27 protein-coding genes are annotated in these 25,752 nt (G+C 60.0%); 16 read left to right on the top strand and 11 right to left on the bottom strand.

The window, feature by feature from the left end; all coding sequences use genetic code 11:
- Positions 1-610 precede the first annotated feature (610 nt).
- Both HDE75_RS08720 and HDE75_RS08715 read left to right on the top strand, forming a co-directional pair.
- Positions 611-1,852 (top strand): transcriptional regulator, encoded by a 1,242-nt coding sequence (locus tag HDE75_RS08720; protein WP_221291774.1) that lies wholly within the window; start codon positions 611-613, stop codon positions 1,850-1,852.
- A gap of 83 nt (positions 1,853-1,935) precedes the next feature.
- Positions 1,936-2,466 (top strand): YggT family protein, encoded by a 531-nt coding sequence (locus HDE75_RS08715; RefSeq protein ID WP_311735084.1) that lies wholly within the window; start codon positions 1,936-1,938, stop codon positions 2,464-2,466.
- 69 nt (positions 2,467-2,535) lie between these two features.
- On the opposite strand, the gene HDE75_RS08710 is transcribed toward HDE75_RS08715, so the two are convergent.
- The 8 genes from HDE75_RS08710 to HDE75_RS08675 all read right to left on the bottom strand — a co-directional run bounded on the left by HDE75_RS08710 (position 2,536) and on the right by HDE75_RS08675 (position 9,527).
- Positions 2,536-3,474, bottom strand: coding sequence for a carbohydrate kinase family protein (locus HDE75_RS08710; RefSeq protein ID WP_183674933.1), 939 nt, complete (start codon positions 3,472-3,474; stop codon positions 2,536-2,538).
- A gap of 11 nt (positions 3,475-3,485) precedes the next feature.
- On the bottom strand, positions 3,486-4,763 hold the full coding sequence (locus tag HDE75_RS08705) for a DUF3426 domain-containing protein (protein WP_183674937.1): 1,278 nt from the start codon (positions 4,761-4,763) through the stop codon (positions 3,486-3,488).
- 17 nt (positions 4,764-4,780) lie between these two features.
- On the bottom strand, positions 4,781-5,725 hold the full coding sequence (gene prmA / locus HDE75_RS08700; protein WP_183674940.1) for a 50S ribosomal protein L11 methyltransferase: 945 nt from the start codon (positions 5,723-5,725) through the stop codon (positions 4,781-4,783).
- Complete coding sequence (gene accC, locus HDE75_RS08695) at positions 5,722-7,137, bottom strand: acetyl-CoA carboxylase biotin carboxylase subunit (protein WP_183674943.1); 1,416 nt, start codon at positions 7,135-7,137, stop codon at positions 5,722-5,724. Before accC ends, prmA begins: the two co-directional genes overlap by 4 nt.
- A gap of 104 nt (positions 7,138-7,241) precedes the next feature.
- Positions 7,242-7,703, bottom strand: coding sequence for an acetyl-CoA carboxylase biotin carboxyl carrier protein (accB, locus tag HDE75_RS08690; protein WP_183674946.1), 462 nt, complete (start codon positions 7,701-7,703; stop codon positions 7,242-7,244).
- Positions 7,704-7,793: 90 nt separating this feature from the next.
- Positions 7,794-8,231 (bottom strand): type II 3-dehydroquinate dehydratase, encoded by a 438-nt coding sequence (aroQ, locus tag HDE75_RS08685; RefSeq protein ID WP_183674949.1) that lies wholly within the window; start codon positions 8,229-8,231, stop codon positions 7,794-7,796.
- Between the two features lie 82 nt (positions 8,232-8,313).
- On the bottom strand, positions 8,314-8,877 hold the full coding sequence (locus tag HDE75_RS08680) for a TlpA family protein disulfide reductase (protein ID WP_183674952.1): 564 nt from the start codon (positions 8,875-8,877) through the stop codon (positions 8,314-8,316).
- Between the two features lie 23 nt (positions 8,878-8,900).
- Positions 8,901-9,527, bottom strand: coding sequence for a hypothetical protein (locus tag HDE75_RS08675; protein WP_183674956.1), 627 nt, complete (start codon positions 9,525-9,527; stop codon positions 8,901-8,903).
- Between the two features lie 116 nt (positions 9,528-9,643).
- On the opposite strand from HDE75_RS08675, the gene mpl reads away from it, so the two are divergent.
- The 8 genes from mpl to corA all read left to right on the top strand — a co-directional run bounded on the left by mpl (position 9,644) and on the right by corA (position 18,019).
- Entirely contained in the window at positions 9,644-11,020 is a 1,377-nt protein-coding gene (mpl, locus tag HDE75_RS08670) for a UDP-N-acetylmuramate:L-alanyl-gamma-D-glutamyl-meso-diaminopimelate ligase (RefSeq protein WP_183674958.1), read from the top strand.
- A complete protein-coding gene (locus HDE75_RS08665; protein ID WP_183674961.1) occupies positions 11,017-11,610 on the top strand; it encodes a YqiA/YcfP family alpha/beta fold hydrolase in 594 nt (197 codons plus the stop codon). The genes mpl and HDE75_RS08665 overlap by 4 nt, the downstream gene beginning before the upstream one ends.
- Positions 11,607-12,212 carry a chorismate--pyruvate lyase family protein gene (locus HDE75_RS08660; RefSeq protein WP_183674964.1) on the top strand — a complete coding sequence of 202 codons (606 nt, stop codon included), beginning with the start codon at positions 11,607-11,609 and terminating at the stop codon, positions 12,210-12,212. Before HDE75_RS08665 ends, HDE75_RS08660 begins: the two co-directional genes overlap by 4 nt.
- Before the next feature lie 2 nt (positions 12,213-12,214).
- On the top strand, positions 12,215-14,278 hold the full coding sequence (locus HDE75_RS08655) for a ribonuclease catalytic domain-containing protein (protein WP_183674967.1): 2,064 nt from the start codon (positions 12,215-12,217) through the stop codon (positions 14,276-14,278).
- A 97-nt stretch (positions 14,279-14,375) separates the two neighbouring features.
- A complete protein-coding gene (locus tag HDE75_RS08650; RefSeq protein ID WP_311735083.1) occupies positions 14,376-15,260 on the top strand; it encodes an energy transducer TonB family protein in 885 nt (294 codons plus the stop codon).
- Positions 15,261-15,271: 11 nt separating this feature from the next.
- Complete coding sequence (gene aroE, locus HDE75_RS08645) at positions 15,272-16,117, top strand: shikimate dehydrogenase (RefSeq protein ID WP_183674970.1); 846 nt, start codon at positions 15,272-15,274, stop codon at positions 16,115-16,117.
- A complete protein-coding gene (gene mtgA, locus HDE75_RS08640; protein ID WP_183674973.1) occupies positions 16,114-16,839 on the top strand; it encodes a monofunctional biosynthetic peptidoglycan transglycosylase in 726 nt (241 codons plus the stop codon). The genes aroE and mtgA overlap by 4 nt, the downstream gene beginning before the upstream one ends.
- A 214-nt stretch (positions 16,840-17,053) precedes the next feature.
- Complete coding sequence (gene corA / locus HDE75_RS08635; RefSeq protein WP_183674976.1) at positions 17,054-18,019, top strand: magnesium/cobalt transporter CorA; 966 nt, start codon at positions 17,054-17,056, stop codon at positions 18,017-18,019.
- A gap of 59 nt (positions 18,020-18,078) precedes the next feature.
- Here the strand turns inward: corA and HDE75_RS08630 are convergent, their stop codons facing one another.
- Complete coding sequence (locus HDE75_RS08630; protein WP_183674978.1) at positions 18,079-18,564, bottom strand: nuclear transport factor 2 family protein; 486 nt, start codon at positions 18,562-18,564, stop codon at positions 18,079-18,081.
- A 200-nt stretch (positions 18,565-18,764) separates the two neighbouring features.
- Between HDE75_RS08630 and HDE75_RS08625 the strand changes: the two genes are divergently transcribed.
- Complete coding sequence (locus HDE75_RS08625; RefSeq protein ID WP_183674981.1) at positions 18,765-19,481, top strand: HAD-IA family hydrolase; 717 nt, start codon at positions 18,765-18,767, stop codon at positions 19,479-19,481.
- Positions 19,482-19,485: 4 nt separating this feature from the next.
- On the opposite strand, the gene hemL is transcribed toward HDE75_RS08625, so the two are convergent.
- Positions 19,486-20,775: a glutamate-1-semialdehyde 2,1-aminomutase gene (gene hemL / locus HDE75_RS08620; protein ID WP_183674985.1), complete on the bottom strand. Its 1,290-nt coding sequence runs from the start codon at positions 20,773-20,775 to the stop codon at positions 19,486-19,488.
- 42 nt (positions 20,776-20,817) lie between these two features.
- Complete coding sequence (gene thiD / locus HDE75_RS08615; protein ID WP_183674988.1) at positions 20,818-21,660, bottom strand: bifunctional hydroxymethylpyrimidine kinase/phosphomethylpyrimidine kinase; 843 nt, start codon at positions 21,658-21,660, stop codon at positions 20,818-20,820.
- Between the two features lie 96 nt (positions 21,661-21,756).
- Here thiD and HDE75_RS08610 point away from each other — a divergent pair, with 96 nt between their 5' ends.
- The 5 genes from HDE75_RS08610 (at position 21,757) to HDE75_RS08590 (ending at position 25,706) form a co-directional block, all read left to right on the top strand.
- The gene (locus HDE75_RS08610) at positions 21,757-21,909 is read left to right on the top strand and encodes a rubredoxin (RefSeq protein WP_131373729.1); all 153 of its coding nucleotides are present in this window, start codon (positions 21,757-21,759) and stop codon (positions 21,907-21,909) included.
- Positions 21,910-22,009: 100 nt separating this feature from the next.
- Complete coding sequence (locus tag HDE75_RS08605; RefSeq protein ID WP_300751440.1) at positions 22,010-22,444, top strand: response regulator; 435 nt, start codon at positions 22,010-22,012, stop codon at positions 22,442-22,444.
- A gap of 29 nt (positions 22,445-22,473) precedes the next feature.
- On the top strand, positions 22,474-22,839 hold the full coding sequence (locus tag HDE75_RS08600) for a response regulator transcription factor (RefSeq protein ID WP_183674991.1): 366 nt from the start codon (positions 22,474-22,476) through the stop codon (positions 22,837-22,839).
- Between the two features lie 3 nt (positions 22,840-22,842).
- A complete protein-coding gene (locus tag HDE75_RS08595; protein WP_311735081.1) occupies positions 22,843-23,478 on the top strand; it encodes a chemotaxis protein CheW in 636 nt (211 codons plus the stop codon).
- Positions 23,478-25,706, top strand: coding sequence for a methyl-accepting chemotaxis protein (locus tag HDE75_RS08590; RefSeq protein WP_183674995.1), 2,229 nt, complete (start codon positions 23,478-23,480; stop codon positions 25,704-25,706). Before HDE75_RS08595 ends, HDE75_RS08590 begins: the two co-directional genes overlap by 1 nt.
- Positions 25,707-25,752: the final 46 nt, after the last annotated feature.

Genomic DNA, 25,752 nt, shown 5'->3' with positions numbered 1-25,752 from the left:
CGGGAGTCGCCGCATCGCGCGCTGAAAATATCGTTTCCACGCATGCTGGAGACAGCATTTGCGGTGCGATCGTGCGATAGCGCGCGTATCGTGCAAAAAAGCCCGTGAAAACATGTCGTGCCGGTTGCGCAGCGACAAGGTTTTCGTGTACTTTATGAGATTGCGAATGCGAGCGTTAGAATGCGGGGTTTTTTAACCAGCGCGGTGACGATAAAACCTCGCTAATCAGGGATACAGATTTACACGGATATGCACAAAACCACACCGTTTTCGTCTGCCGCCGTGCCCGAATTTTTTCAGGCATGGCGGTTTTTTATTTGACGAATGGTGTTGTGGCGAGCGCGATGCGAGGAGCGTAAAACGCACGGCATCGAAAACGATATGACCGAATTCAGACTTTGCCACCAGCTGCGAGATCAAGCAGGGTGGCACCGACGATGGCTGAAGTGCTGCAAACGTGAGGAGTTGCAGCAGTTCAGCTGGTGCCGAATTCATTAGCGCAAACGACCGTTTGTGCCGATGAATAATTCGCCTGGCCTATCCCAGTGGTGGGTTGGACGGGTTTAAATCTTGTAGCTTAAATTTCTCATCTCAGATGAAGGAGAGACAAATGGCAACAGCCGCTAAGAAATCAGAAGTAAAGAAACCAGCCGCCAAGGCTGCTCCTGCCGCGAAGAAGCCGGCAGCCGCAGCAAAAACGGCTGCCGCTAAACCAGCTGCCAAAGCCGCAGCAAAACCAGCAGCCAAGCCGGCCGCCAAAGCCGTCGCAAAACCTGCCGCCAAGCCAGTAGCAAAAGCAGCAGCCAAGCCAGCAGCGAAAGCCGCTGTCAAAGCTGTCGCCAAGCCAGCTGCCAAGGTTGTGGCAAAAGCCGCAGCGAAACCAGCTGCCAAGCCAGCCGTGAAAAAAGCAGCAGCGAAACCTGCAGCCAAGGCAACGGCCAAACCTGTCGCCAAAGCGGCAGCCAAGCCAGCAGCGAAAGCAGCAGCTAAACCTGCAGCAAAAGCTGTCGCCAAGCCAGCCGTGAAAAAAGCGGCGGCAAAACCTGCCGCCAAGGCAGCAGCCAAGCCAGCAGCGAAAGCAGCGACCAAGGTAGCAGCCAAGCCAGCAGCGAAAAAAGCAGCTGCCAAGCCAGCCGCAAAAGCCGCCGCCAAACCGGTAGCGAAAGCAGCAGCCAAGGTAGCAGCCAAGCCAGCGGCGAAAAAAGCCGTTGCCAAGCCAGCAGCCAAGGCAGCCGCCAAGCCAGCAGCGAAAGCAGCAGCCAAACCGGTAGCGAAAGCAGCTGCCAAGCCAGCGGCGAAAAAAGCGGTTGCCAAGCCAGCTGCCAAACCTGCAGCAAAGGCAGCGGCCAAGCCAGCAGCAAAAGCGGTAGCGAAACCTGCAGCAAAAGCAGCAGCCAAGCCAGCGGCCAAAGCGGCAGCGAAACCTGCGGCCAAGCCAGCAGCGAAAGCAGCAGCTAAACCTGCAGCGAAAGCAGCAGCCAAGCCAGCGGCCAAAGTGGCAGCCAAGCCGGCAGCAAAAGTCGCAGCGAAACCTGCGGCCAAGCCAGCGGCTAAAGCTGTAGCCAAGCCTGCAGCCAAGCCAGCGGCGAAAGCAGCAGCTAAACCTGCAGCTAAGCCTGCCGTCAAGCCAGCAGCTGCCCCAGTGGCCGCCGCTGCCGCACCGGTGGCAGCGCCTGCTGCAGCACCAGCCGCTGTTGCAGCCAAGCCTGCCGTCAAGAAGGCCGCGCCTAAAAAAGCCGCGCCGAAGAAGGTAGAAGCGGCCAAGCCATCGGCGCCTATCGCACCTGTAGCAAAAACCGTGTTGGCTCCGGCTGCCGCCTGGCCATTCCCAACCAGCACCCGCCCATCGTAATTCGAGTCTTTCGGGTGCCTGGATGAGGCAACACGCCGCTGTGTGACGTAATCACACAGCGGTTTTTTTTTGGAGAATTATTCGTGCTCACTATCCTTACATTGATCGTTGATACCATTGCCACTCTGTTGGGCGGGGTTTTACTGCTGCGCTTCTGGATGCAGGCTGTGCGCGTGCGGCCGCCCTCGTCGGTGGCCCAATTCACGTTTCAATTGTCCGACTGGCTGGTGCGCCCTTTGCGCCGCATCGTGCCTGGCGTGGGCGGATATGACTGGGCTAGCCTGATTGGCGCCTTTTTGATCGTCTTGCTGGCCACCTCGGTCTGGTTTATCGCTGGCTACCCTTTCGAGGCCGTGCTGCTGAAGGCCTTGCAGCGCTTCCTGCAATGGATCTTGTATGGTTTCATGGCGCTGCTGATCATCGAAGCCATTTTCAGCTGGGTGAACCCGCATGCGCCGCTGGCGCCATTCGTGCGGGCCCTGAACGAGCCACTGCTGCGTCCGCTGCGCCGCGTGGTGCCGCTGGTGGGTAATCTGGATTTGTCGCTGCTGGTGGCGCTGATCCTGTTGCAGATCGCGCAAATTCTGGTGGGGATGATTTTCGGCGGGAGGTAAGACGGGCAAGTTTGCCTGAATGGGGCCAGGCGCGCGGGACTTTTCATCCCCGCCTGACCCCGGCATTACTTAATAGCGGTAGCCAAACGCCGCTTCAAACTGGTCGGCGATGCTGTCCGGCGTAAATACATGGTTTTGCGCGCCCTGGGTGGCGATCTTGATGGATCCCACCAGGCTGGCCAGGCGGCCGCTGGTTTCCCAGCCCAAGTCATTGGTGATGCCGAACAACAAGCCGGCGCGGTAGGCGTCGCCGCAGCCGGTTGGATCGAGTACTTCCTTGGCAGGCACGGCAGGAATGTCGATGCGCTTGCCGCCCGTATAGATTTCAGAACCTTTTTCACCGCGCGTGACGATCAGCGCTTCCAGGCGGCTGGCGATCTCTTCCAGGCTCAAGCCCGTGCGTTCGATCATCATTTCGATTTCATAATCGTTGGCCGACACATAAGTGGCCTTGTTGATGAAGTCGATCAATTGCTCACCATTGAAGCGTGGCAATTGCTGGCCCGGATCAAACATGAAGGGAATGCCCAGCTCGGCCAGGTCGGCGGCGTGCTTGAGCATGCCCTGGTCGCCGTCTGGCGAGATGATGGCGATCTTGGCGGGACCAGCATTGGCAATCGGGTTTTCATGCGCGAAGGACATGGCGCCTGGGTGGAAGGCGTTGATCTGGTTATTGTCCGCATCGGCCGTAACGAAGCACTGCGCATTGTAGCTGTCGGCCTTGATCATGATGTTGGCAGTGGAAATGCCCAGCTTTTGCAGGCGTTCCAGGTAGGCTGCGCTGTCCTGGCCCATGACGCCGACGATGCGCGGGTCGCCGCCCAGCATTTTCAGGCTGTAGGCGATATTGCCCGAACAGCCGCCGAACTCGGTGCGCATGGTGGGCACGAGGAAGGAAACGTTGACTTTATGCAGCTGGTCGGCCAGCAGGGATTCGCTGAAGCGGCCTGGGAATTGCATGATGGTGTCGGTGGCGAGGGAGCCGCAGATCAACGATGTTTTAGTCATGATAGTGTCTGTTAGGGGTAGAAGATGGCGATATGGTAGCCAGCCGCCGTGAGCTGGTCTAATGAAAAATACAGTTTGATGGTTTGTTCCGAACGCGCTGCAAAGCCCTTGGCCATATCGCTGCCATTGGGAAGATAATCGCGCGGCCCGATCACGCGGCGTACCACGGGCTTGTCATTGCCATCATTGAGGATCAGCTCGATGCTGGGCCAGGCCTGCACGTTGCGGCTCTGGTTGCGCAGCAGGGACACATAGGAAAACGTATTCGGCGCCAGGGTTTGCAATTCGCCCTGCTCGATGGCCAGCGCTTCGATTTGCGCGGGCAAGTCGACCTTGCAGCCGCTCAGCGAGCAGACGGCGACCAGCACCGGTTTTAATTCAGGAAATTGCGCTGCCAGCGGATTGCGGAAGGTGGTCATGCCTTGTAGCAGCAACAACAGCAACAGCAGCACGCTACCCGAGGCCATCGCCACGCGCATGGCCTTGCCGCTTTGTTCGCGGCGCCGTCCCTGGATGACAAAAGCGGGCTCGTCAGCGGCGGTGTCTATCGGCGCTATGCTGATAGTCTCAAATACAGGCTCGGCTGGTAGCACCAGCGGCGCGTGTTCGCCCAGGACAGGCTCCTGGCGCGCACTGGCGGCAGGAATGAAAATGGGTTCTGGTTCTGATTCAGGCTCTTGGGCCGGTTCCGGCTCTGGTTCTGATTCCGGCTGCGGCTCCGCTGGCGCCGTTATCGTTTCCACCGGCTTTTCCAGCGCAAGCTTGCTTTCCACGATAGACGGCACTGGAACGGCCTGGTCCGCCTCAACTTGCGGACGGCTGCTGCGCAGATACGTGGCAAAGGCGGGCGCCTCGTCGACCTGGCGGCGCTTGAAGGGCGCCATCGGCACGGGCAGTGGCTCGGGTTCGGGCGCTGCTGCGGCGTTGAGCTCGGCCACCGGCACAGGCTGACTCACTGGCGGTTCGTCGCCGATATCGAGGTCCAGCTCGATCTTTTCAGCTTCGTCCTCGATCTGCGCCGCATCGGGCAAAATGCCGAACGGGTCGAACGACGTGTCGAAATCGAGGGAGTAGATGGGTTCGTCATGGACCACTGGCGCGGCAGGCGCCAGGGAAACCGGAGCAGAAGGTAAAAACGGCAATGCCGCCGCTGGATCGACCAGCGCGGCATTGCCGTCAAAGACTTCCCTGCATGTGCCACAGCGCACGATGCCCCCACGTAATTTCAATTGGTCAGCAGCGACCCGAAATATCGTGTTGCAGTGGGGGCATTTGGTGGCGAGGGCCATTGCTGTGCTGATGCTCCTTATGCGGCTGATGCGCGTGGCGCAGGGGCGGCGCTGGCGCCCAGGCGGCCATGCAAGGCCACCCAGCCGTCTTGCTCAGCCCACACACCCAACTGAATGAACGGTGCGTAAGCGGCCGCCACTTCTTCGGCCTGGCGTGCCAGCACGCCCGACAGTATCAGTGCGCCGCCTTCGGCAACACGGCCCGAGAGCATAGGCGCCATCAGTTTCAATGGGCTAGACAGGATGTTGGCGACCACGATGTCGAAGCGGGCATCGGCGTGGGCCGAGGTCGCAAACGTATCTGGCAAGAAATATTCGATCTCGCACTGGTTGCGTTCGGCATTGTCGCGCGCCGATTCGATGGCTTGCGGGTCGATATCGACGCCAGCCACCGTTTGCGCGCCCAATTTCTTGGCTACCATGGCCAGGATGCCGGAACCGCAACCGTAGTCCAGCACGGTTTTCCCAGGCGCGGGATTGGCCTCCAGCCATTCCATGCACAGGCGCGTGGTCGGGTGGCTACCCGTGCCGAAGGCCAGGCCAGGGTCCAGTTCCAGGATCAGGCCGTCAGGATCCGGTGCTTCGTGCCAGCTCGGCACGACCCAGATATTCTTGCCGATGTGGATGGGCGAAAATTGCGACTGGGTCAAGCGCACCCAGTCCTGCTCTTCCACGGCGCGCACGGTAAATGCCGGCGCAACGGATTGGCCGATGGCTGCCGATGCTGCGGCCACGATGGCGGCCTGGTCGGCGTCGACGTCGGTCAGGGCCACCACGCGGCTGCGTTCCCACGCCGCTTCCTTCGGTTCCATACCCGGCTCGCCGAACAATGGCTGCTCGGCATCCGTGCCTTCATCGGCATCTTCCACCGACACCGACAGGGCGCCCGCTTCCATCAAGGCGTCGGACATGGCCTCGGCGTTGTCACGCGCAATTTCGATGACGATTTCAGTCCAGCTCATGCGTCAGCCTTGATTTCAGATTTCTTGGCGATGCTCGGTGCGCCGCTATTCAGGTTCTTGCCCAGGTCCGGCATGTCGGCCAGCTTCTGTTCCAGATAGTGAATATTGGTGCCGCCTTCGATGAAGCGGGCGTCGATCATCAATTCGCGGTGCAGGGCGATATTGGTGCTGATGCCTTCGACCACCATTTCGGACAGGGCGATCTGCATGCGGCGGATCGCTTGCTCGCGCGTGGCGCCGTAAGCGATCACTTTGCCGATCATCGAGTCATAGTGCGGCGGGACATAGTAGCCGGCGTAAGCGTGCGAATCGACGCGGATGCCAGGGCCGCCTGGTGTATGCCAGGAAACGATCTTGCCTGGCGACGGCGTAAATTTGAACGGATCTTCTGCATTGATGCGGCACTCGACGGCGTGGCCGGACAGCAGCACGTCGCGTTGACGGTAGCGCAGTTTTTCGCCAGCGGCGATGCGGATCTGTTCTTGCACGATGTCGATGCCGGTGATCATCTCGGTGACCGGATGTTCAACTTGCACGCGGGTATTCATTTCAATGAAATAGAACTCGCCGTTTTCGTACAGGAATTCAAATGTGCCGGCGCCGCGGTAGCCGATCTTGCGGCAAGCTTCGGCGCAACGGTCGCCGATTTTTTCGATCAGTTTGCGCGGGATGCCTGGCGCTGGTGCTTCTTCGATCACTTTCTGGTGGCGGCGCTGCATCGAGCAGTCGCGCTCGCCCAGCCAGACGGCGTTCTTGTGTTCATCGGCGAGAATCTGGATTTCCACGTGGCGTGGATTTTCCAGGTACTTCTCCATATACACTTCAGGGTTGCCGAAAGCCGTACCGGCTTCGGTCTTGGTCATCGCCACGGCGTTGATCAGGGCAGCTTCCGTGTGCACCACGCGCATGCCGCGGCCACCGCCGCCGCCAGCGGCCTTGATGATAACCGGGTAGCCGATCTTGCGGGCAATTTGCACGATCGCTTTCGGATCGTCCGGCAAAGCGCCTTCCGAGCCGGGTACGCACGGTACGCCAGCCTTGATCATGGTTTGCTTGGCCGATACTTTATCGCCCATCAAACGGATCGATTCGGAGCGTGGGCCGATGAAGACGAAGCCCGATTTCTCGACGCGTTCGGCAAAGTCCGCGTTTTCCGACAGGAAGCCATAGCCAGGGTGGATCGCTTGTGCATCCGTCACTTCAGCGGCGCTGATGATGGCCGGCATGTTCAGATAGCTCAGGGTCGACGGCGCCGGCCCGATACAAACGGATTCGTCGGCCAGCTTGACGTATTTCGCGTCCTTGTCGGCTTCGGAGTGGACTACAACCGTTTTGATGCCCATTTCGCGGCAGGCGCGCTGAATACGGAGGGCAATTTCACCACGGTTGGCAATCAGGATTTTTTCAAACATGGTAGGTTCGCGTATGTCTGTGAGAGCCGGGCTAGCCGGCGAAACAACAAGTATGAGGGGCTAAAACTGCAAACGGCCGTTGCCGGCCGTGTGGACAGTGGCTTTTAGCCGATCACAAACAGGGGTTGACCGAATTCGACCGGCTGGCCGTTTTCAACCAGGATCTGGGTCACGACACCGGCTTTATCCGAGTCGATTTCATTCAGGAGCTTCATCGCTTCGATGATGCACAGGGTATCACCTTCCTTGACGGTGGAACCAACTTCAACGAACGCAGCGCTGCCAGGAGCGGAGGAACGGTAGAAGGTGCCAACCATCGGCGATTTGACGATATGGCCGGTCGGCTCGGCGGCAACGACAACGGCAGCGGCTGGTGCTGCAGCGGCTGGCGCGGCAGGAGCGTATTGGGCTTGCATGCCTTGCGGCTGCATCATGACCATCTGGTTTTGCGGCATGGCCGACGATTTGACGATGCGTACCTTGCTTTCGCCTTCGGTAACTTCCAGCTCTGCGATGTCCGATTCGGCGACCAGGTCGATCAAGGTCTTGAGTTTTCGTAGATCCATGTAAAACCCCTAGGAATGTAGTTTGTTTTATGAGTGATGCGGTGATGTCGAGAGGCTATCGCCGCGCTAAATGCATGCAGATCGCGTAGATTAACGTGTTTTAAGCGCAAAGTCGATGGCAAACCGATATCCGTCGATACCCAGGCCGCAGATCGTCCCCTGCGCGATCGCGCTGAGAAAAGAGTGATGACGAAACGTTTCGCGTTGATAAATATTCGAGATATGGACTTCCACAAACGGGATGGCGACCCCGGCCAGCGCATCGCGCAAGGCGACGCTGGTATGGGTCAATCCGCCCGGATTGATGACGATGGCGTCTATCCCTTCCGCTCGCGCAGCATGGATACGATCGATCAGCGCGCCTTCATGGTTGCTCTGAAAGCAGACCAGGTCGGCGCCGGCCGCCATGGCTTGCGCCATTGCTGCCTGCTCGATATCGGCCAAGGTGCTGGCGCCGTAGACCTCAGGCTCCCGCGTCCCCAATAAATTCAGGTTGGGGCCGTTGAGCAGAAGGAGGTTTTTTGCCATGTAAGGAAGACCGTTTTAGCGAAAGTTCCGCATTTTGCCGCCAAAGATACGCATTGGCAAGAGAAAAAAGCACGCTCCGAATTTACAAATTGGCTAGATCAGCACGCAACTGATCAAATTTCAAGCGGCCCAGATAGGTCTTCTTCACCTGGCCATCGGCGCCAATCAGCACCGTGAAGGGCAGGCCGCCCGTGGTGTTGCCAAAATGACGCGATAAATCCGTGCCGCTCATGCCCGACACATACACTGGGTAGGCAATCTTGAACTTGCCGGCAAAGGTGGCGATATTGCTGGCCGAATCGATGCCGATACCGATGATTTGCAGGTTCTTGCCTACATGCTCACCTTGTAATTCGGATAATTCCGGCATTTCTTCCACGCAGGGCGGGCACCACGGCGCCCAGAAGTTCACCAGCAAATTCTTGCCTTTCCATTGCGCCAGCGCTTGCGTGGCGCCCGCCGCGTCGGGCAAGGACAGCGCATACAGTTCGTTCACGGGGCCGGCACTGGCGGCGGCAGCCTCGGGCGCCACGGTGGTCGTGATGGGATCGGCGTGTTGCTTGCTCTTGTTGACGCCCACATAAGCGCCTACCGCGCCAAACAGCAAGGCCACGATGGTGTAGGCAATCAGATTCTTTTTGGTCATAGTTGTTTAATATGTACGTTTGTTTATTCGGTCGCTGTTGAGGCGCTGGCCAGCAGGCTGCGCAGGCCGGCGATATCGGTACGCAAGAGCTTGCCGTCCGCCCGGACTTTCAAGGCGCCGCGCCGGTCGTCGATCTCGTACATGGCCGCGTGCACGCCTTCATTTTTCCATAGAAAGCTGGCCGTCTCGACCGCATCATACCGCGCTCCCTTGAAATGCGGGCTTTCCGACATATCGAGCAGCACATTTTTATTGAGCAGGAAGATGTGGATATCCTTGGCGCTCTCGGCAAAAAGTTGCAGATAGATTTCGTCATGCGGCCCGGCCGTACCATTGAGCACAGCACCGCTGAGCAAGGGTTGGAATTGTTCCAGCGCTTCCATCACTTGCAGGGCAAGCGTGCGCAGCTGGAACAAGCGCGCCGGCTGGCTGTCGGCCAGGAACAGGGCATTGTATTGCCGTAGCTGTTGCTCGATCAGTTCATCATCGGGCAGCAGATTGGGGCGCCCTTGTTGCTCGCCCAGGATTTGCCGCGCCGCCTTGCGCTTGGCGCTGCCGTAGTCGGCGCCATCCTGCGCTACCAGGCGTGCGGCAGCGGAGGCGATTTCCAGGCGCAGCTGGGCGCTATCGTCAAATGCATCGTTCATCATGAACGAGATCATACTCTGAAGCGGTAAAAGTCATGGTGTCGGTTAAAATCCCATAGTTCATTCTTTTTACTTTGCGCCAACGACGCGCTTATTACACGCTAACAAGCACTGATTACATGCATATTCATATCCTCGGCATTTGCGGTACCTTCATGGGCGGCCTGGCTGTCCTGGCCAAGGAAGCCGGCCATAAAGTCACGGGCTGCGATGCCAACGTTTATCCACCGATGAGCACCCAGCTGGAAGCGCAGGGCATCGAATTGATCCAGGGTTTCGATCCTGAACAGACCAAATTGAACCCGGATCTGTATGTGATCGGTAATGTTGTGTCGCGCGGCAATCCGCTGGTCGAGGAAATCCTGAACCGCAGCTTGCCTTATGTTTCCGGCCCGCAATGGATGGGTGAACATATATTACGCAACAAGTGGGTACTGGCCGTGGCCGGCACACATGGCAAGACCACCACCTCGGCCATGCTGGCCTGGATACTGGAAGACGCCGGGTATGCACCTGGCTTTTTGATCGGCGGCGTGCCGATGAACTTCGGCATTTCCGCCCGCCTCAGCGGCAAGATCGATGGCAAGAGCGCCGATTCGGACTTCTTCGTCATCGAAGCGGACGAATACGACACGGCTTTCTTCGACAAGCGCAGCAAATTCGTGCATTACCATGCGAAGACGGCCGTCATGAATAACCTGGAATACGATCACGCCGATATCTTCCCCGATCTGCATGCGATCGAAACGCAATTCCACCATCTGGTGCGCACCGTGCCCGGCATCGGCCGCCTGATTGTCAACGGCGATGAAGCGTCCTTGCAGCGCGTGCTGGAACGCGGCTGCTGGAGCGAGAAGGAAAGTTTTGGCCAGGATGCCAACTGGCAACTGCAAGAGGAAGCCGATGGCAGCTTCGATGTGTATTTCAATGGCCACAAGGAAGGCCATGTGGCATGGGCGCTGACGGGCAAGCATAACCGCAGCAATGCGCTGGCCGCGATTGCCGCCGCGCGCCATGTCGGCGTGACTATCGCCCAGGCATGTGCCTCGCTGGCCAGCTTCGAGAGCGTCAAGCGCCGCATGGAAGTGCGCGGCACCGTCAATGGCATTACCGTCTATGACGATTTTGCCCACCACCCGACGGCGATTGCCACCACCGTGGGCGGCTTGCGCCAAAAGATCAGCACCACCGCCCGCATCCTGGCCGTGCTGGAACCGCGCTCGAACACCATGAAACTGGGCGCCATGAAAGACGCCTTGCCTGGCAGCTTGAAAGACGCCGACCTGGTCTTCGGTTTCGGCAGCCAGAAGGCGCTGGGCTGGAGCCTGGGCGACGCACTGGCGCCGCTGGGCAATATCGCCAGCGCCTATGACGACATCGATGCGCTGGTCGCAAGCGTGGCGTCAAGCGCCCGTCCCGGCGACCAGATCGTCGTCATGAGCAATGGCGGTTTTGGCGGCGTGCACCAAAAGTTGCTGGAGGCCCTGGCCCGATGATTTTGTACCTGCATGGATTCCGCTCGTCGCCGTTGTCGATGAAGTCGCGCCTGCTGGCTGCGCAAATGCAGGTGCTGGGCCGTGCAGGCGAATGGCTGTGCCCGCAACTGCCCGCCTCGCCGAAACTGGCGATTGAACTGTCCCTGGAGCTGGTAAAAAATGTGGCGCCAGCGGACTTGACCATCATCGGTTCATCGCTGGGCGGTTATTATGCTACCTGGCTGGCGGAACAGCTGGGCTGCCGCGCCGTGCTGCTGAACCCCGCCATCGTGCCCTTGATCGACCTGGAACAGCACGTGGGCGTGACGACCGAGTTCCATTCGGATAAGCCGTTTGAGTTCAAACGTGAATATATCGAGGAATTGCGCGGCTTTGCCGTGCCGGTCATTACTCAGCCGCAACGATATTTCCTGATCGCCGCCACCGGTGATGAAGTGCTCGACTACCGCGACATGCTGGCCCATTATCAGGGGGCGCAGCAGACGGTGATCGCCGGCAGCGACCATGGCATCAGCGAGTTTGCCGATTACCTGGCGCCGGTGCTGGCTTTTTGCGGCATTGCGCCTGACGCTGAAAGCAGTCCGCAGTGAGGCCCGGTTCGCTGCGCCAGGCCCAATGGCACCGGCATGTCAATGCCGTCAATGCGCCTCCGGCCTTGCGCCAGTGGCTGCTGAGTCCAGGTTCCCTGACGGCCAAGCTGAAAGCGCATAGCAGCACTTTCCGTGTGCAGTGTTTGCATCAGGAAACGTCACGCTGTTTGACGGATGAAGCGGCCAGCATAGGTCTACACCGCGCGGGGCGCGTCTGGGAGCGCGAAGTGCTGTTGCGCTGCGATGGACAGCCAGCCGTGTTTGGCCACACGGTCGTGCCCATGCAAGCGACGGCCACCGATTGGCCCTTGTTTTCCGCGCTGGGCGAGCGCTCGCTGGGCACCACCCTGTTTGGCGACCGCATGGTGCGGCGTGGCACACTGGAGTTTGCCCGCTTGCGTGCCAGCCACCCGCTGGTGCAGCGCGTGCAGGCAGCACTGGCCCAGGAAGGGCGCAGCATCGCTGGCCAGGCCTTTATCTTTGCGCGGCGCTGCCTGTATCAGCGCCACCAGGGATTGCTGCTGGTCACAGAACTTTTTTTGCCGGCAGTGCTGGAGCTGACTCGTACTGTTGCAACCGAAACATTAATAAACAAAGCATAACAATGAATCTATTTTTTGAAGAATCCGGCGATTTCAAGGTAGGCACCGCCCTGTCGCAAGCGGGCGAGGCGTACCAGGTGGAAATGGCCAGCGGCAAGCGCACCAAGGTGAAAACCAAGGATGTGCTGCTGCAGTATGAAAAACCGGCGCCAGCCGAATTGCTGGAGCAGGCGAAAAGCATCGCCGCCGACATCGATCTCGATTTCCTGTGGGAAGTGGCGGGTGAAGAAGAGTTTGGTTTTGCCGAACTGGGCGCCGAGTATTTCGGCCATGCTCCCTTGCCAGCGGAAGCGGCCGGCCTGGTGCTGAGCTTGCATTCTGCCCCCGTGTATTTCTACAAGAAAGGCCGCGGCCGCTACAAGGCTGCGCCGGAAGCGTCGTTGAAGGCGGCCCTGGCTGGTATCGAAAAGAAAAAACAGCAGGCGCTGGTGCAAGCGGGCTATGTGGAAGAACTCAAGCAAAACCGCTTGCCTGCTTCCATGCAGCCTATGGTACTGCAGTTGCTGTTCAAGCCCGACAAGAATACGGTTGAATACAAGGCGCTGGAAGCGGCTTGCACGGAATTGCACACCACGCCAGCCCGCTTGATGCTGGCCGTGGGCGGCGTTGCCAAGCCGAAAGACTTGCACCTGTCCAAGTTCCTGTTCGAGAACTTCCCCAAGGGCGCCGGTTTCCCGGCCGTGCCCGTGCCGGTGGTGACGAACAAGCTGCCATTGGCCGAAGTGGCCGCGTTTTCCATCGATGATGTGACCACCACCGAGATCGACGACGCCTTCTCGGTGCAGCCTTTGCCGGACGGCAAGGTCAAAGTGGGTATCCACATTGCCGCGCCTGGCCTGGGCATTCGCCCGGACGATGTGATCGACAAGATGGCGCGCCAGCGCATGTCTACCGTCTACATGCCGGGCGACAAGATCACCATGTTGCCGGACGAAGTCGTGAATGCCTTTACGCTGGCCGAAGGCACGACTTGCCCGGCGCTGTCGCTGTACGCCACGCTCGATCCGCAAGCGCAGTGGGAAGTAGTGAGCACGGAAACGCGCGCCGAGCTGGTGCCGATCGCCAGCAATCTGCGCCACAACCAGTTAGACGACCTGGTCAATGAAGAAACCCTGGCCAGTGGCGAGGGCGAGTATCCGCACAAGGCCGATTTCGCGGTGCTGTGGCAATGGGCGCAGCAGCTGGAACAGGGCCGCATGAAGAAACGCGAAGCGTTCGGCCTGAAGCCGGAGCAAAACAACCGTGTCGATTTCAATTTCTATGTGGAAAATGATATCGTCACCGTGGCCCGCCGCAAGCGTGGCGCGCCGCTGGACAAGATCGTTGCCGAACTGATGATTTTTGCCAACAGTACCTGGGGCAAGATGCTGCACGACCATGGCGTGCCGGGCATTTACCGCAGCCAGGGCGGCGGCAGTGGCAATAGCTGGGCGGCAAAGATGCAGGTGCGCATGGTCACCCATGCAGCGCCCCATCAAGGCCTGGGCGTGGATCAATATGCGTGGAGCACCTCGCCGTTGCGCCGCTATACCGACCTGGTCAACCAGTGGCAAATTCTTGCTTGCGCCGAACATGGCGTGACGGCGCCGCTGGTGGCCCCGTTCAAGCCGCGCGATGCGAATTTGTTCGCCATCGTCTCGGCCTTTGATGCTGCTTATTCCGCGTATGGCGACTTCCAGTCGAATATGGAACGCTACTGGTGCTTGCGCTGGCTGGCCCAGGAAGAAGCGCGCCAGGTCGATGCCGTCGTGCTCAAGGACGAGATCTTGCGCCTGGTCGACATTCCGCTGGTGATCAAGTTGCCGGGCATGCCATCCGTGGCGCGCGGTGCACAGGTGAAACTGGACTTGCTGCGCTGGGATGAGGTGGATTTGACGATCGAAGCGCGCTTGCTGGAAATTGCCGCCGTGCCGGAAGGCACTGCCGAGACCGAACCTGAGTATGAAGAAGAGGTCGAAGAGGGTAGAGAAGCCGGCGATACCGCTGCTGAAGCCGCGCCGGAAGAGTCAGCTGAGGTAGCAGAAGTGGCCAGCGATGAGGTGGCTAGCGAACCCGAGGTGAAATAAAAACCGGGGGCCGGGTGCGCAGAGGGCAATCCCGGTCCTGGTTTGTCGTAGAATTGCGCCATTGCTGTGATGTAATGAAATCAATGCTGGGTTGCGCGTGAAGTCTTTCCGAGAGAACCGATTCCTGATCATTGCCGTGGCGGCATCCCTGCTGGCGCACGGCGCCTTGCTGGCGATGCATTTTGTCGCCCCTGCGCCCCAGTCGGCCGTGGCGGCCGATCCGGGCCTGGAAGTGATCCTCGTCAATGCCAAGCATGCCGCCAAGCCACTGAAGGCTGATGCGCTGGCGCAAGCTAACCTCGACGGTGGCGGCCAGGCTGACAAGGGCCGCAGCAAATCGCCCTTGCCCGACATGCGCAAGGTGGAAGAGGGCGACAGCGTCCAGGCCAGCGCGCGGCGCATTGCCGAGCTGGAACAGCAGCAAAAGGAATTGCTGACGCAGGCTAATAAAAGCACGTTCAGCGCGCCACCGATCACGGAAAAAGACAAGCTCAATCCTCTGGCGTCCGGTTCGGATTTGCTGGAAAGCAGCAAGGCTATCGCTCGCATGGCGGCCGAGATCAGCCAGACGGTGGAAGAACAAAACAAGCGTCCGCGCAAGACCTTCATTACGCCCAGCACGCAGGAAGTCGGCTATGCCATGTATTACAAGACCCTGCAAAAGCGCATCGAGGACATCGGCACCTTGAACTTCCCGCAAAAAAATGGCCGCAAGATGTATGGCGAGCTGGTGGTCTACATACCGATCTTCCAGGACGGTACGATTTACCAGAAGGATGGCGGCGCCCGCGTCGAGCGCAGCTCCGGTAATCCAGCCCTGGACGCTGCTGCCTTGAACATCGTGCGCCGTGCGGCCCCGTTTGGACGTTTCCCACCGAATATGTTGTCGAGCGACAAGGACGACCTGTGGGTTGTCATCACCCGATTCAAATTTACCCGCGAAGAAAAAATGGAAGCTAACCTGACTGGCGGCAACAATTGAACGCAAACGAATTGAACGAAAATAATACTAAGCAAGCTGATCAGTATTGTGTCTTCGGCAATCCCATTGCCCATAGCAAATCGCCCCTGATCCACGCCGCCTTTGCGCTGCAGACGGGCGAGTCCATCGTGTATGAGCGCCGTCTGGCGCCCTTGGATGGTTTTGCCCTGGCAGCGCGCACGTTTGCTGCCGAAGGAGGCAAGGGTGCGAATGTGACCGTGCCCTTCAAGCTCGATGCCTGCGCCTTGGCAACCGAGCTGACGCCGCGCGCGCAGGCGGCGGGCGCCGTCAATACCCTGCGTTTCGATGGCGAAACCATTCTCGGCGACAACACCGATGGCGCGGGCCTGGTGGCTGATATTGTGCGCAATGCAGGTGTGCCGCTGGCTGGCAAACGCGTGCTGCTGCTGGGGGCGGGCGGCGCGGCGCGTGGCGTAGTACTGCCTTTGCTGGAGCAAGGGCCGCAGGAAATTTTCATTGCCAACCGCACCGTGGCCACGGCCGAAGCGCTGGTGCAACAGTTTGCCGATGCCCTGTCGCATCCCGGCCAGTTGCGTGCGGGTGGTTTTGGCGAACCCGACGGTGTGTTCGATATCGTCATCAACGCCACTTCGGCCAGCCTGGCAGGCGACTTGCCGCCCGTGCCGGTGAGCATCTTTGGCAGCCACACCCTGGTGCTGGACATGATGTATGGCCCGGCGCCGACCGTCTTCATGGAGTTTGCCGCACAACATGGCGCGCAGGTGCGCGATGGCCTGGGCATGCTGGTGGAGCAGGCGGCCGAAGCGTTTTATGTGTGGCGTGGCGTGCGCCCGCAAACGGCAGACTTGCTGGCCCAGTTGCGGGGCGCACTGTGAACGCCAGGCGCAAGGGAGCGGCCCGCCCGGCCAGCCGGAGGGGCTGGATCAAGTGGCTGTTCATTGTGCCCGTGCTGGCGTTTATCGTGGTGCAGCTGTATTTCTTCCTGCAAATCTGGTGGTGGATCGATCACAATCCAGGCAGCACCTCTTTCATGCGCGAGCAATTATCGAGTTTGCAGGAAAAGAATCCAAACGCGACCTTGCAGCATACCTGGGTGCCGTATAACCGCATTTCGAATAACCTGAAGCGCGCGATCATCGCGTCGGAAGACGCGAATTTTTCCGAACATGATGGTGTCGACTGGGATGCCTTGCAAAAGGCGTATGAAAAAAACAGCAAGAAACAAAAGGTGGTGGCCGGCGGTTCCACCATCACCCAGCAACTGGCCAAGAATTTGTTCCTGTCCGGTTCGCGCAGCTATGTGCGCAAGGGCCAGGAGCTGATCATTACGTATATGCTGGAAAGCTTGCTGGACAAGCAGCGCATTTTTGAAATCTATCTGAACGTGGTGGAGTTTGGCACTGGCATCTTTGGCGCTGAAGCGGCTTCCCAGCATTATTACCGGGTCAGCGCCGCCAGCCTGAATGCAAGCCAGGCGGCAAAGCTGGCCGTGATGCTGCCCAATCCCCGTTTTTATGACCGCCACCGCGACACCGGTTATCTCACCCGCCGTACCGGCGTGATCTTGCGACGCATGGGTTCGGCGGAGCTGCCTTGAACGCTGATGGTGGTGAATAATTAAGCATTCCTAAATGGCATTGTTTCGGTGCAACATCTTCCAGGCTGTTGCACTGTGATAGTGCACTTTTTAGCCAAAAAAGCACCGTTCAGGGGTGGTCGTGAAAAGGGCTTGCGGGTACACTTGCGCTGTTTTGATTTTTGGCGCCAGCGCCAGCACCTATCGATAACCCAACATCCGGCTGAGAGCGCGCATGATCAATGTCTTTATATTACAGAATGGCCGGCTCAACCAGGTGCCGATCGACAGCCGCGCAGACCTCGAAAACGCCGAACCGGTATGGGTAGACCTGACCGATCCCAGCGATGATGAACGGGCCTGGGTCAAGGCCATCTACAATGTCACCTTGCCTGGCGAAGACGAAGTCAAGGATATCGAAGCATCGGCCCGCTATTACGAAGCGGAAAACGGCGACTTGCATTTGCGCACAGACTTCTTGCGCGAAGAAGACGATGGCCCCTCGCGCGTGATCACGGTCGCCTTTATTCTTGCCCGTAAAATCCTGTTTTCCATGCATACGGACGACTTGCCCGTGTTCCGCCTGGTGCGCATGCGCGCCCGTTCGCGGCCAGGTTCGATCGCCGACTACATGGATGTGCTGCTGGACCTGTACGCTACCGATGCCGAATACTCGGCCGACGTGCTCGAAGGCATCTACCAGAACCTGGAAGAAGTCAGCACGCGCGTGCTGCAAAAGGAATTTACCGATGCGCACGCAGCCGAAGCGCTGAACGCAATTGCCCATGAGGAAGATTTGAATGGCCGTATCCGCCGCAATATGATGGATACGCGCCGCGCCGTCAGTTTTTTGATGCGTGGGCGCTTGCTCAATGGCGATCAATTCGAGGAAGCGCGCCAGATTTTGCGCGATATCGAATCGCTCGATGGCCACACATCGTTCCTGTTCGACAAGATCAACTTCCTGATGGATGCCACTGTGGGTTTCATCAACATTAACCAGAACAAGATTATCAAGATCTTCTCGGTGGCCAGCGTGGCTTTCCTGCCGCCAACCCTGATCGCCAGCGTGTACGGCATGAACTTCAAGCTGATGCCCGAACTGGAATGGACTTTCGGCTACCCGTGGGCCTGGGGCTTGATGATCAGCAGCGCCATCGCGCCGTTTCTGTATTTCCGCCACCGGGGATGGTTAAAATAAGGCAACATACAAGATAAAAACGGGCCGTGCAGGCCCGTTTTGTTTTGAGTCTATACAGACTATTGCGCCGGTTTCTTCGGTGCGATGCCTGAATAATGCGCCGACAGCAGTTTCCACGCGCCGCCATCTTTTTTCGCCACATAGCTGGCGCGCAGCGCTACCGGTCGCTGCTGGCCGCCGGCCGTGACCGTCATGGACAGTTTGGCGATCAAAACGGCCGTATCGCCAGACACGCGCACCAGCGGTTCTTCTACCGTGATGACAGGTGCGGCAGTCTTTTTGTCGGGGGCATAAAAGGCCAGCACTTTCTCGCGCGTATCGACACCACCCAGTGGCGAGACTTCCACATAATTGTCTGTCGTCAAGGCTGTCAGGGCAGGGACGTTAAAATCTGCCTGCGCCTTCACATGCTGCTGGACCAGGCTGATGAGTGTGGCATCTTCGTCTGCCGCCAGCGCGGTAGCAGGTGCAGCCAGGGTGAAGGCAAACGCGGCAATAGTGGAAATCAGGGATAATCGGCATTGCAGAGAACGGTAGCTTGTCATGGTATCGATCCGGTTGTGCCCGATTCAAGCGATCAGGGTCAATATAGTATCGCATTGAAATTTATCAAAAAGCAACAATCTCGTTATCACCATCGCTAGCCACCACAAAGTATCGAAACATGGCCGGCCAGGCGTGGCGCAGCGCTCCCCGCTGTTTTATGCTGGACTTCGGCCCTGTTTGTGCCCCCATTGGAGAATTCATGCCTGACACTGCTACACCCCACCCGCGTTTTACCCATCTGATCAGCGACTGCGATGGCGTGCTGATCGACAGCGAAGCCGTGGCCCTGCAAGCGCTGCTGTCCTTGCTGGCGCCGCGTTTGCCCCATCTGCCCGAAGGGAAAACCCTGCAAGGCTTGATCGAACCGCGCCTGGGTTTGCGCCTCACGCCACTGATGCATGATATTTATAGCGAACTGGGTTTGCCACAGTTGCCAGATGATGAGGTGCATGCGATAGGCCACGCCGTCGATGTGGCTTGCGATACACAATTGCGCGCCGTGCCCGGCGTGGCGCAGGCGCTGGCCGCGATCCCGCTGCCAAAAGCGGTGGCGTCGAATAGCGTCAGCGCGCGCGTCTTGTCTGCCCTGCAACGCACCGGCATGGCGCCGCTGTTTGATGAACGTGTGTTTACGCCTGACTTGGTGGGCCACGCCAAGCCGCATCCGGGACTGTACCTGGCGGCGGCCGCCGCGTTTGGCGTGCCGCCGGCCCAATGCCTGGTATTGGAAGATAGCGTCACGGGCGTGACGGCTGCCGCAGCGGCCGGCATGACGGTGCTCGGTTTTATCGGCGGCGGCCATATCGCTCCCGGCCAGGAAGCGCGCTTGAAAGCGGCCGGCGCGTTTGCCGTGTTCAACGACATGGACAAGCTGCCGGCGCTGGTGGCCGCGCTGCTAGAAAGCGCGACCGTCTGACGCTTTACGCCAGGGTGGCAAACACCTTGCGCGCCGCCGCGATGGTGGCGTCGATCACGGTGTCATCATGCTGGGCCGAGACGAAGCCTGCTTCGAAGGCGGCCGGTGCAAAATACACGCCTTCATCGAGCATGGCGTGGAAGAAGGTGTTGAACTTGCTGCGGTCGCCGGCCATCATTTCCGCGTAGCTGGCCGGCGGGGTAGCGCTGAAATAAATGCCGAACATGCCGCCGATGTAATCGGCGCAGAAGACTACGCCCGCTTCCTTGGCTGCTGCCGTCAAGCCTTCCGCCAGGCGCTTGGCCGTGGCGCCCAGCTGCTCGTAAAAGCCTGGCTGCTGGATCAGTTTTAATGTGGTCATGCCGGCTGCCACGGCGACCGGATTGCCCGACAGGGTGCCGGCCTGGTAGACGCCGCCCAGCGGCGCCATATTGTGCATCAGTGCAGCGCTGCCGCCGAAAGCCGCCACCGGCATGCCGCCGCCGATCACCTTGCCCAGCGCCGTCAGGTCGGGCTTGATGCCATATAGCGCTTGCGCGCCGCCCAGGGCCACGCGGAAGCCGCACATGACTTCATCGAAAATCAAGAGGGCGCCGTGCTGCGTGCACAGTTCGCGCATCGCTTGCAGGAATTCCGGCGTGGCTTTCACCAGGTTCATATTGCCAGCCACCGGTTCGACGATCACGCAGGCGATTTCCGCGCCGAAGCTGTCGAAGGCGTCTTTCAGCTGTTCCACGTTGTTATAGTCAAGCACCAGCGTGTGCTTGACGAAGTCTTCCGGCACGCCGGCCGAGGTCGGGTTACCGAAGGTGAGCAAGCCGCTGCCCGCCTTGACCAGCAGCGAATCGGCGTGGCCGTGGTAGCAGCCTTCAAACTTGACGATCTTGTCGCGGCCGGTGGCGCCGCGCGCCAGGCGCAGTGCGCTCATGGTCGCTTCCGTGCCCGACGAGACCAGGCGCACCTGCTCAATCGATGGCACCAGGCGCGTGATTTCCTCGGCCATCAGCACTTCGCCTTCGGTCGGCGCACCGAACGACAGGCCCAGCGCCGCCGCATCCTGCACCGCCTTGATCACGTCCGGGTGGGCGTGGCCGACGATGGCCGGGCCCCAGGAACCGATGTAGTCGATATAGCGCTTGCCGTCGGCGTCCCAGAAATACGGGCCTTCGGCGCGGGTGATGAAGCGCGGTGTACCGCCTACCGAGCGGAAAGCGCGCACGGGCGAGTTGACGCCGCCGGGCGTGGTTTTTTGCGCGCGGGCGAACAGGATGTCGTTCTGTGAAGTCGTCGTCATGAGGTAACCTTGAATGATGTCGTTGTCGATGTGTTGTTTTGCTCAGCGGGCGCGCTGGAACAAACGGTTGGGCACCAGCTTGCCCATGCCGTAGCGCCGCGCATGCGCCAGCGCACCGGCCGTGAATTCCTGCGCCGCTACCACGGCTTGCGGCACGTCGTCTTCTTCGTTCGCCAGTGCCAGCAGGGCCGTGGCCGCTGCTGACAGGGTGCTGCCCGCGCCGTTGAAAATGCCGGGCAGGTGCTGCCATTCATCGTGGCGCACCACGCCGTCTTCGCCAAACAGGGTATTGGCGCGCAGCTTGCCGTCGCCCATGCCCGACTTGGCCGGGTCGGCCGGCATGCCGGTGACCAGCACATATTCGCAGCCCAGCGCCACCAGGTAGTCGACATCGTTTTGCAGGGTGTCGGCCGGATCTGCATCGCGCCAGGTTTCGGCCAGGCGTTCCAGTTCCACCGGCGACAGTACCAGCAAGGTGGTTTGCGGGATCAGCAACTGGCGCACGGCGGTGAGGATATCTTCATCGTCCATGCCCTGTTCCGGCAGCGCCGAGATGAACGGGTCGAGTATCAGCGGCACGTTGGGGTAGTCGGAGACGATTTCGGCGATCGCCGTGACGTTTTCCACGCTGCCCAGGGCGCCGACCTTGATGGCGGAGACGGTCATGTCTTCCAGCAGCACGCGCGCCTGGTCGGAAACCCAGTCGGGATCGACGGCTTGCATGTCTTCCACGCGCGCCGTATCGCTGATCAAGAGGCCGGTGGTGACCGACAGTCCATGGCAGCCAAAGGCCGAGAAGGTCAACAGGTCGGCCTGGATGCCGATCGCGCCGACGGGATCGGACACGCCGAAGCTTAATATGAGGGGAGAAGTTTGGTTTTGCACGGCGGGTAGATTAAGATACCTAATTCAGCATTTTACTTGATTGAAGGGTGGCAGAACGTGAGTAGCAACGAAACAACGCAGCAATTCCAAACGTGGATGTGTCTTATTTGCGGCTGGGTTTATGATGAAGAGGCCGGCCTGCCCGATGAAGACATCGCTCCCGGCACGCGTTGGGCCGATGTTCCGATGAACTGGACCTGCCCGGAATGCGGTGCGCGCAAGGATGATTTTGAAATGGTGGCGATTTAAGCAATTTTAACCGATCGGCAAACCGTACTCTCCGCCACGCGCTTGATGGCGGCCTATGATATGGTGTACAAGAGAGTATACAAGCTTGCCGAATAATCAAATGACGAGTCCACCATTGTCCGATACTGCGTCTGCTGGCCCGACGATTCTGGTGATCGACGACAGCGCCACCATACGCAGTTCGGTCGAGAGAATTTTGAGTGGGGCCGGTTATCGGGTGGTGGTGGCCGAGGATGGCTTCGATGCCCTGGCCAAGATCGGCGATTGCCAGCCGGCGCTGATCGTGTGCGACATCCTGATGCCGCGCCTTGATGGCTACCGTACCTGTGCGCTGATCAAGGCCAGCGCCGCGTTTCACGCCACGCCGGTGCTGATGCTGTCGGCGAAGGCGGGCTTGTTCGACCGCGCGCGCGGCGCCCTGGCTGGCGCCAGCGATTGCCTGGCAAAGCCTTTGGTGCGCGAGGATTTGCTGGCGGCCGTAGGCCAACACCTGGCAGCACCTGGCCGCCAGCGTGTAGACGGACCGTATTTTTGAATGACCCAACGCAGCAAGGAAGCAGATAGATGGCCATACATACAATTCTGATCGTCGATGACTCGCCGACAGAGCGCTACTACCTGAGCGAAATGCTGGTGCGCGCCGGTTATGCCGTGAGCACGGCGCAGGATGGCGCCGACGCGCTGGCGCAACTGAAGACGGCCAGGCCGGACCTGATCCTGATGGACGTGGTGATGCCGGGTGCGAATGGTTTTCAGATTACCCGCGCCATCGCGCGCGACCCTGATCTGCAGGACGTGCCGGTGATTATCTGTTCCAGCAAGAGCCAGGAAACGGACCGCATCTGGGGCTTGCGCCAGGGCGCGCGCGATTACTTGGTCAAGCCGGTGGTCGAAGCGGACCTGCTGGCCAAGATCGCAGCGCTTTCCTGAACAATGAGCACGATGCCTGGCAATGCCACGCCCCATGCTGTTCGCGTTCCCGCGCATGCGCTTTCCGATCTGCCTGCCAGTGAAACCGGCGGACGGCGGGGACGCTTGCGCCAGTACCAGATGCAATTGCTGGCGCGCGTGCAGGCGGCGCGTTCCGGCGCCGTGGCGGCCCGCAAGGAGCTGGGCGTGATCGTGGGTGGCCAGCACTGCCTGCTCGATTTGACGCAGTTGGGCGAGATCGTCATCCCGGCCGGCATGCAGATCCAGGGCGTGCCGCTGGCGCAGGACTGGTATCTGGGCCTGGCCGCCATGCGCGGCCGCCTGACGGCCATCATTGACTTGTCCCGTTATCGCGGCGGCGCCGCCTGCGCGCTGCATGCCGACAGCCGCATCATCACGTTTGCGCCGCGCCTGGGACTCAATTGCGCGCTGCTGGTCGAGCGCGTGCTGGGTTTACGCCAGCAACACGGCATGGTCGCCGGCAGCGCCGCAGTTGATGCAGCGCCGTGGGCCCGGCCTTATTCCCTGCGCGATGGCGGACAGCAGTGGCTGCGCCTGGACCTGGCGCAGCTGGCGCAGGAAGCGCGTTTCCTGGACGCCGGCTTTGGCAGCACCAGCTTGTATGGAGAGCATCGCTGATGGCCGCTAATTCCCCTATCCTGGCCGCAGGCAGTGCAGAGCATGCCGATGGCGTGATCTTGCCCGGCGATTTGCCGCTGCGCTTGCGCGATGCGCTGGGACGGCGCAAGTCGCTGGCCAGCGCGCCGGCCAGGGATTTGAAGCTGCCCCTGATCGGCCATTTGCCGCTGCAAAAACAGTTGAGCATCCTGTCGACCGTGATGGCCTTGAGCCTGGCGGCCAGCCTGCTGTTCGTGGGCTTGAATACGCGCAGCGGCAATATCGCTTCGGCGCAGACACAGCTGGCCAGCGATGCGTTGATGCACTCGCAACGCATCGGCAAGGCGGCCCCCAACGCCGTGCAGGGCAACCAGGATGCGTTTCGCCAGCTGGAAGAAAGCCGCAATGAGCTGAACCAGGATTTTCGCCTGATGGCGCGCGGCGGCACGTATCACGGCCGCGACATCGGTGAATCGCGCTCCACCCTGCTGGCGGCGGTGGCGGACGCGCGTAAAAAATGGGCCAGCAGCGACCGTGCGGCCAGCACCATCTTGCGCCTGAAGGCCGAATTGGGCGACTTCGACAAGGCCTTGCAGCAGTTGAACGCGCTGTCGCCTGCCTTGCTGGCCCAGACCGAGGAAATTGCCGCGCTCAAGCTGCAACGGGGCGGCAATGGCCACGACCTGGCCGTTATCGGCCGCTTGATGATGCTGACCCAGCGCATGAGCCGCAGCGCCAGCGAGTTTCTCGCTTCCGGCAGCATCAGTTCGGAAACGGCTTTTTCACTGGGCCGCGACACGACCTATTTCCGTTCCGCCGTCGATGGCCTGCTCAATGGCAGTGTCTCTTTGCAGCTGGCGCCCACGCGCGACCCGGAATTGCGCGACCGCCTGGTGGCGCTGAAAGCCAATTTCGACAACTATCAAAAGCTGGTGTCGTCCATCCTCGACCGGCTCGACAAATTCAGTGCGGCGAAAGGCGCCGAACAGCTGATTTTCAATGAAAATGAAGACTTGCGCCAGCGCCTGACTTTACTGCAGCAGATGTACCACGCAAACCAGGAAACCCTGGGCCTGGAATTCTGGCTGATGGTGGCCGGCGTGCTGGTGACCTTGATCGGTGCAGCCGGGATTGGCCGGGTGCTGCTGCAAGACTCAGTCAACCGTGCACACGAGGCCGAGCGGCGCCGCCATGAAGCGGAAATTCAACGCCTGCTGTCGCAGGAAAAAGAGGAAGAAGCCAAGGCCAAGAATGAGCAAAGCCAGGCCGCCATCCTGCGATTGATGAATGAATTGCAGAAGGTGGCCGATGGCGACCTGACGGTGCAAGCGACGGTATCGGAAGACATTACGGGCGCCATCGCCGATTCCGTCAACTACACGGTGGAAGAATTGCGCGGCCTGGTCGGTAGGGTGACGGCCACCGCCGAACAGGTGAACCGCGCCTCGACGCAGGCACAAAGCATCTCGAGCAAATTGCTGATCGCCTCGCAGCAGCAGTCGCGCGAAATCCTCGACGCCAGCGCCACCGTGGTCAATATGGCCAATGCGATTACCGACGTGTCGAAGTCGGCCAGCGAATCGGCCGACGTGGCGCGCCAGTCGGTGGCGGCGGCGCTGCAGGGGTCGACGGCGGTGGAAAACGCCATCAAGGGCATGCATGAAATCCGCGAGCAGATTCAGGATACCTCCAAGCGCATCAAGCGCCTGGGCGAATCGTCGCAGGAAATCGGCGAAATCACCGAACTCATTTCCGACATCACCGAACAGACCAACGTACTGGCGCTGAACGCCGCCATCCAGGCCGCATCGGCCGGCGAGGCGGGGCGCGGTTTTTCCGTGGTGGCCGAAGAGGTGCAACGCCTGGCCGAACGCTCGGCCGCCGCCGCCAAGCAGATCGGCGCGCTGGTGCGCACCATCCAGGCCGACACCCAGGACGCTACCCGGGCGATGGAAAAATCGACGCAGGGCGTGGTCGAAGGCGCGCGCCTGTCCGACGCGGCCGGTGCGGCCTTGAGCGACATCAGCCAGGTATCGAAGCATCTGGCGGAACTGATTCAGGGTATCTCGTTCGCTACCGGCGCGCAGGCCGGTTCGGCCAGCGGCGTGGCCTTGAATATCCAGCACATCCTGAGCGTGACGGAACAGACCCAGGATGGCACGCAGCAAACGGCGCAGTCGATTCATAAGCTGTCGATGCTGGCGCAGGAACTGAAAAATTCGGTGTCGCGTTTCCGCGTCGCCGCGTAAGGCCTGACAGACGCCGTCAAGATAGGGTGTTGCGATTTCGCGTACG

The organism is Janthinobacterium silvisoli, from assembly GCF_014200725.1.
Taxonomy (GTDB): Bacteria; Pseudomonadota; Gammaproteobacteria; order Burkholderiales; family Burkholderiaceae_D; genus Janthinobacterium.
This window is presented reverse-complemented; position numbering and strand designations above follow the sequence as displayed.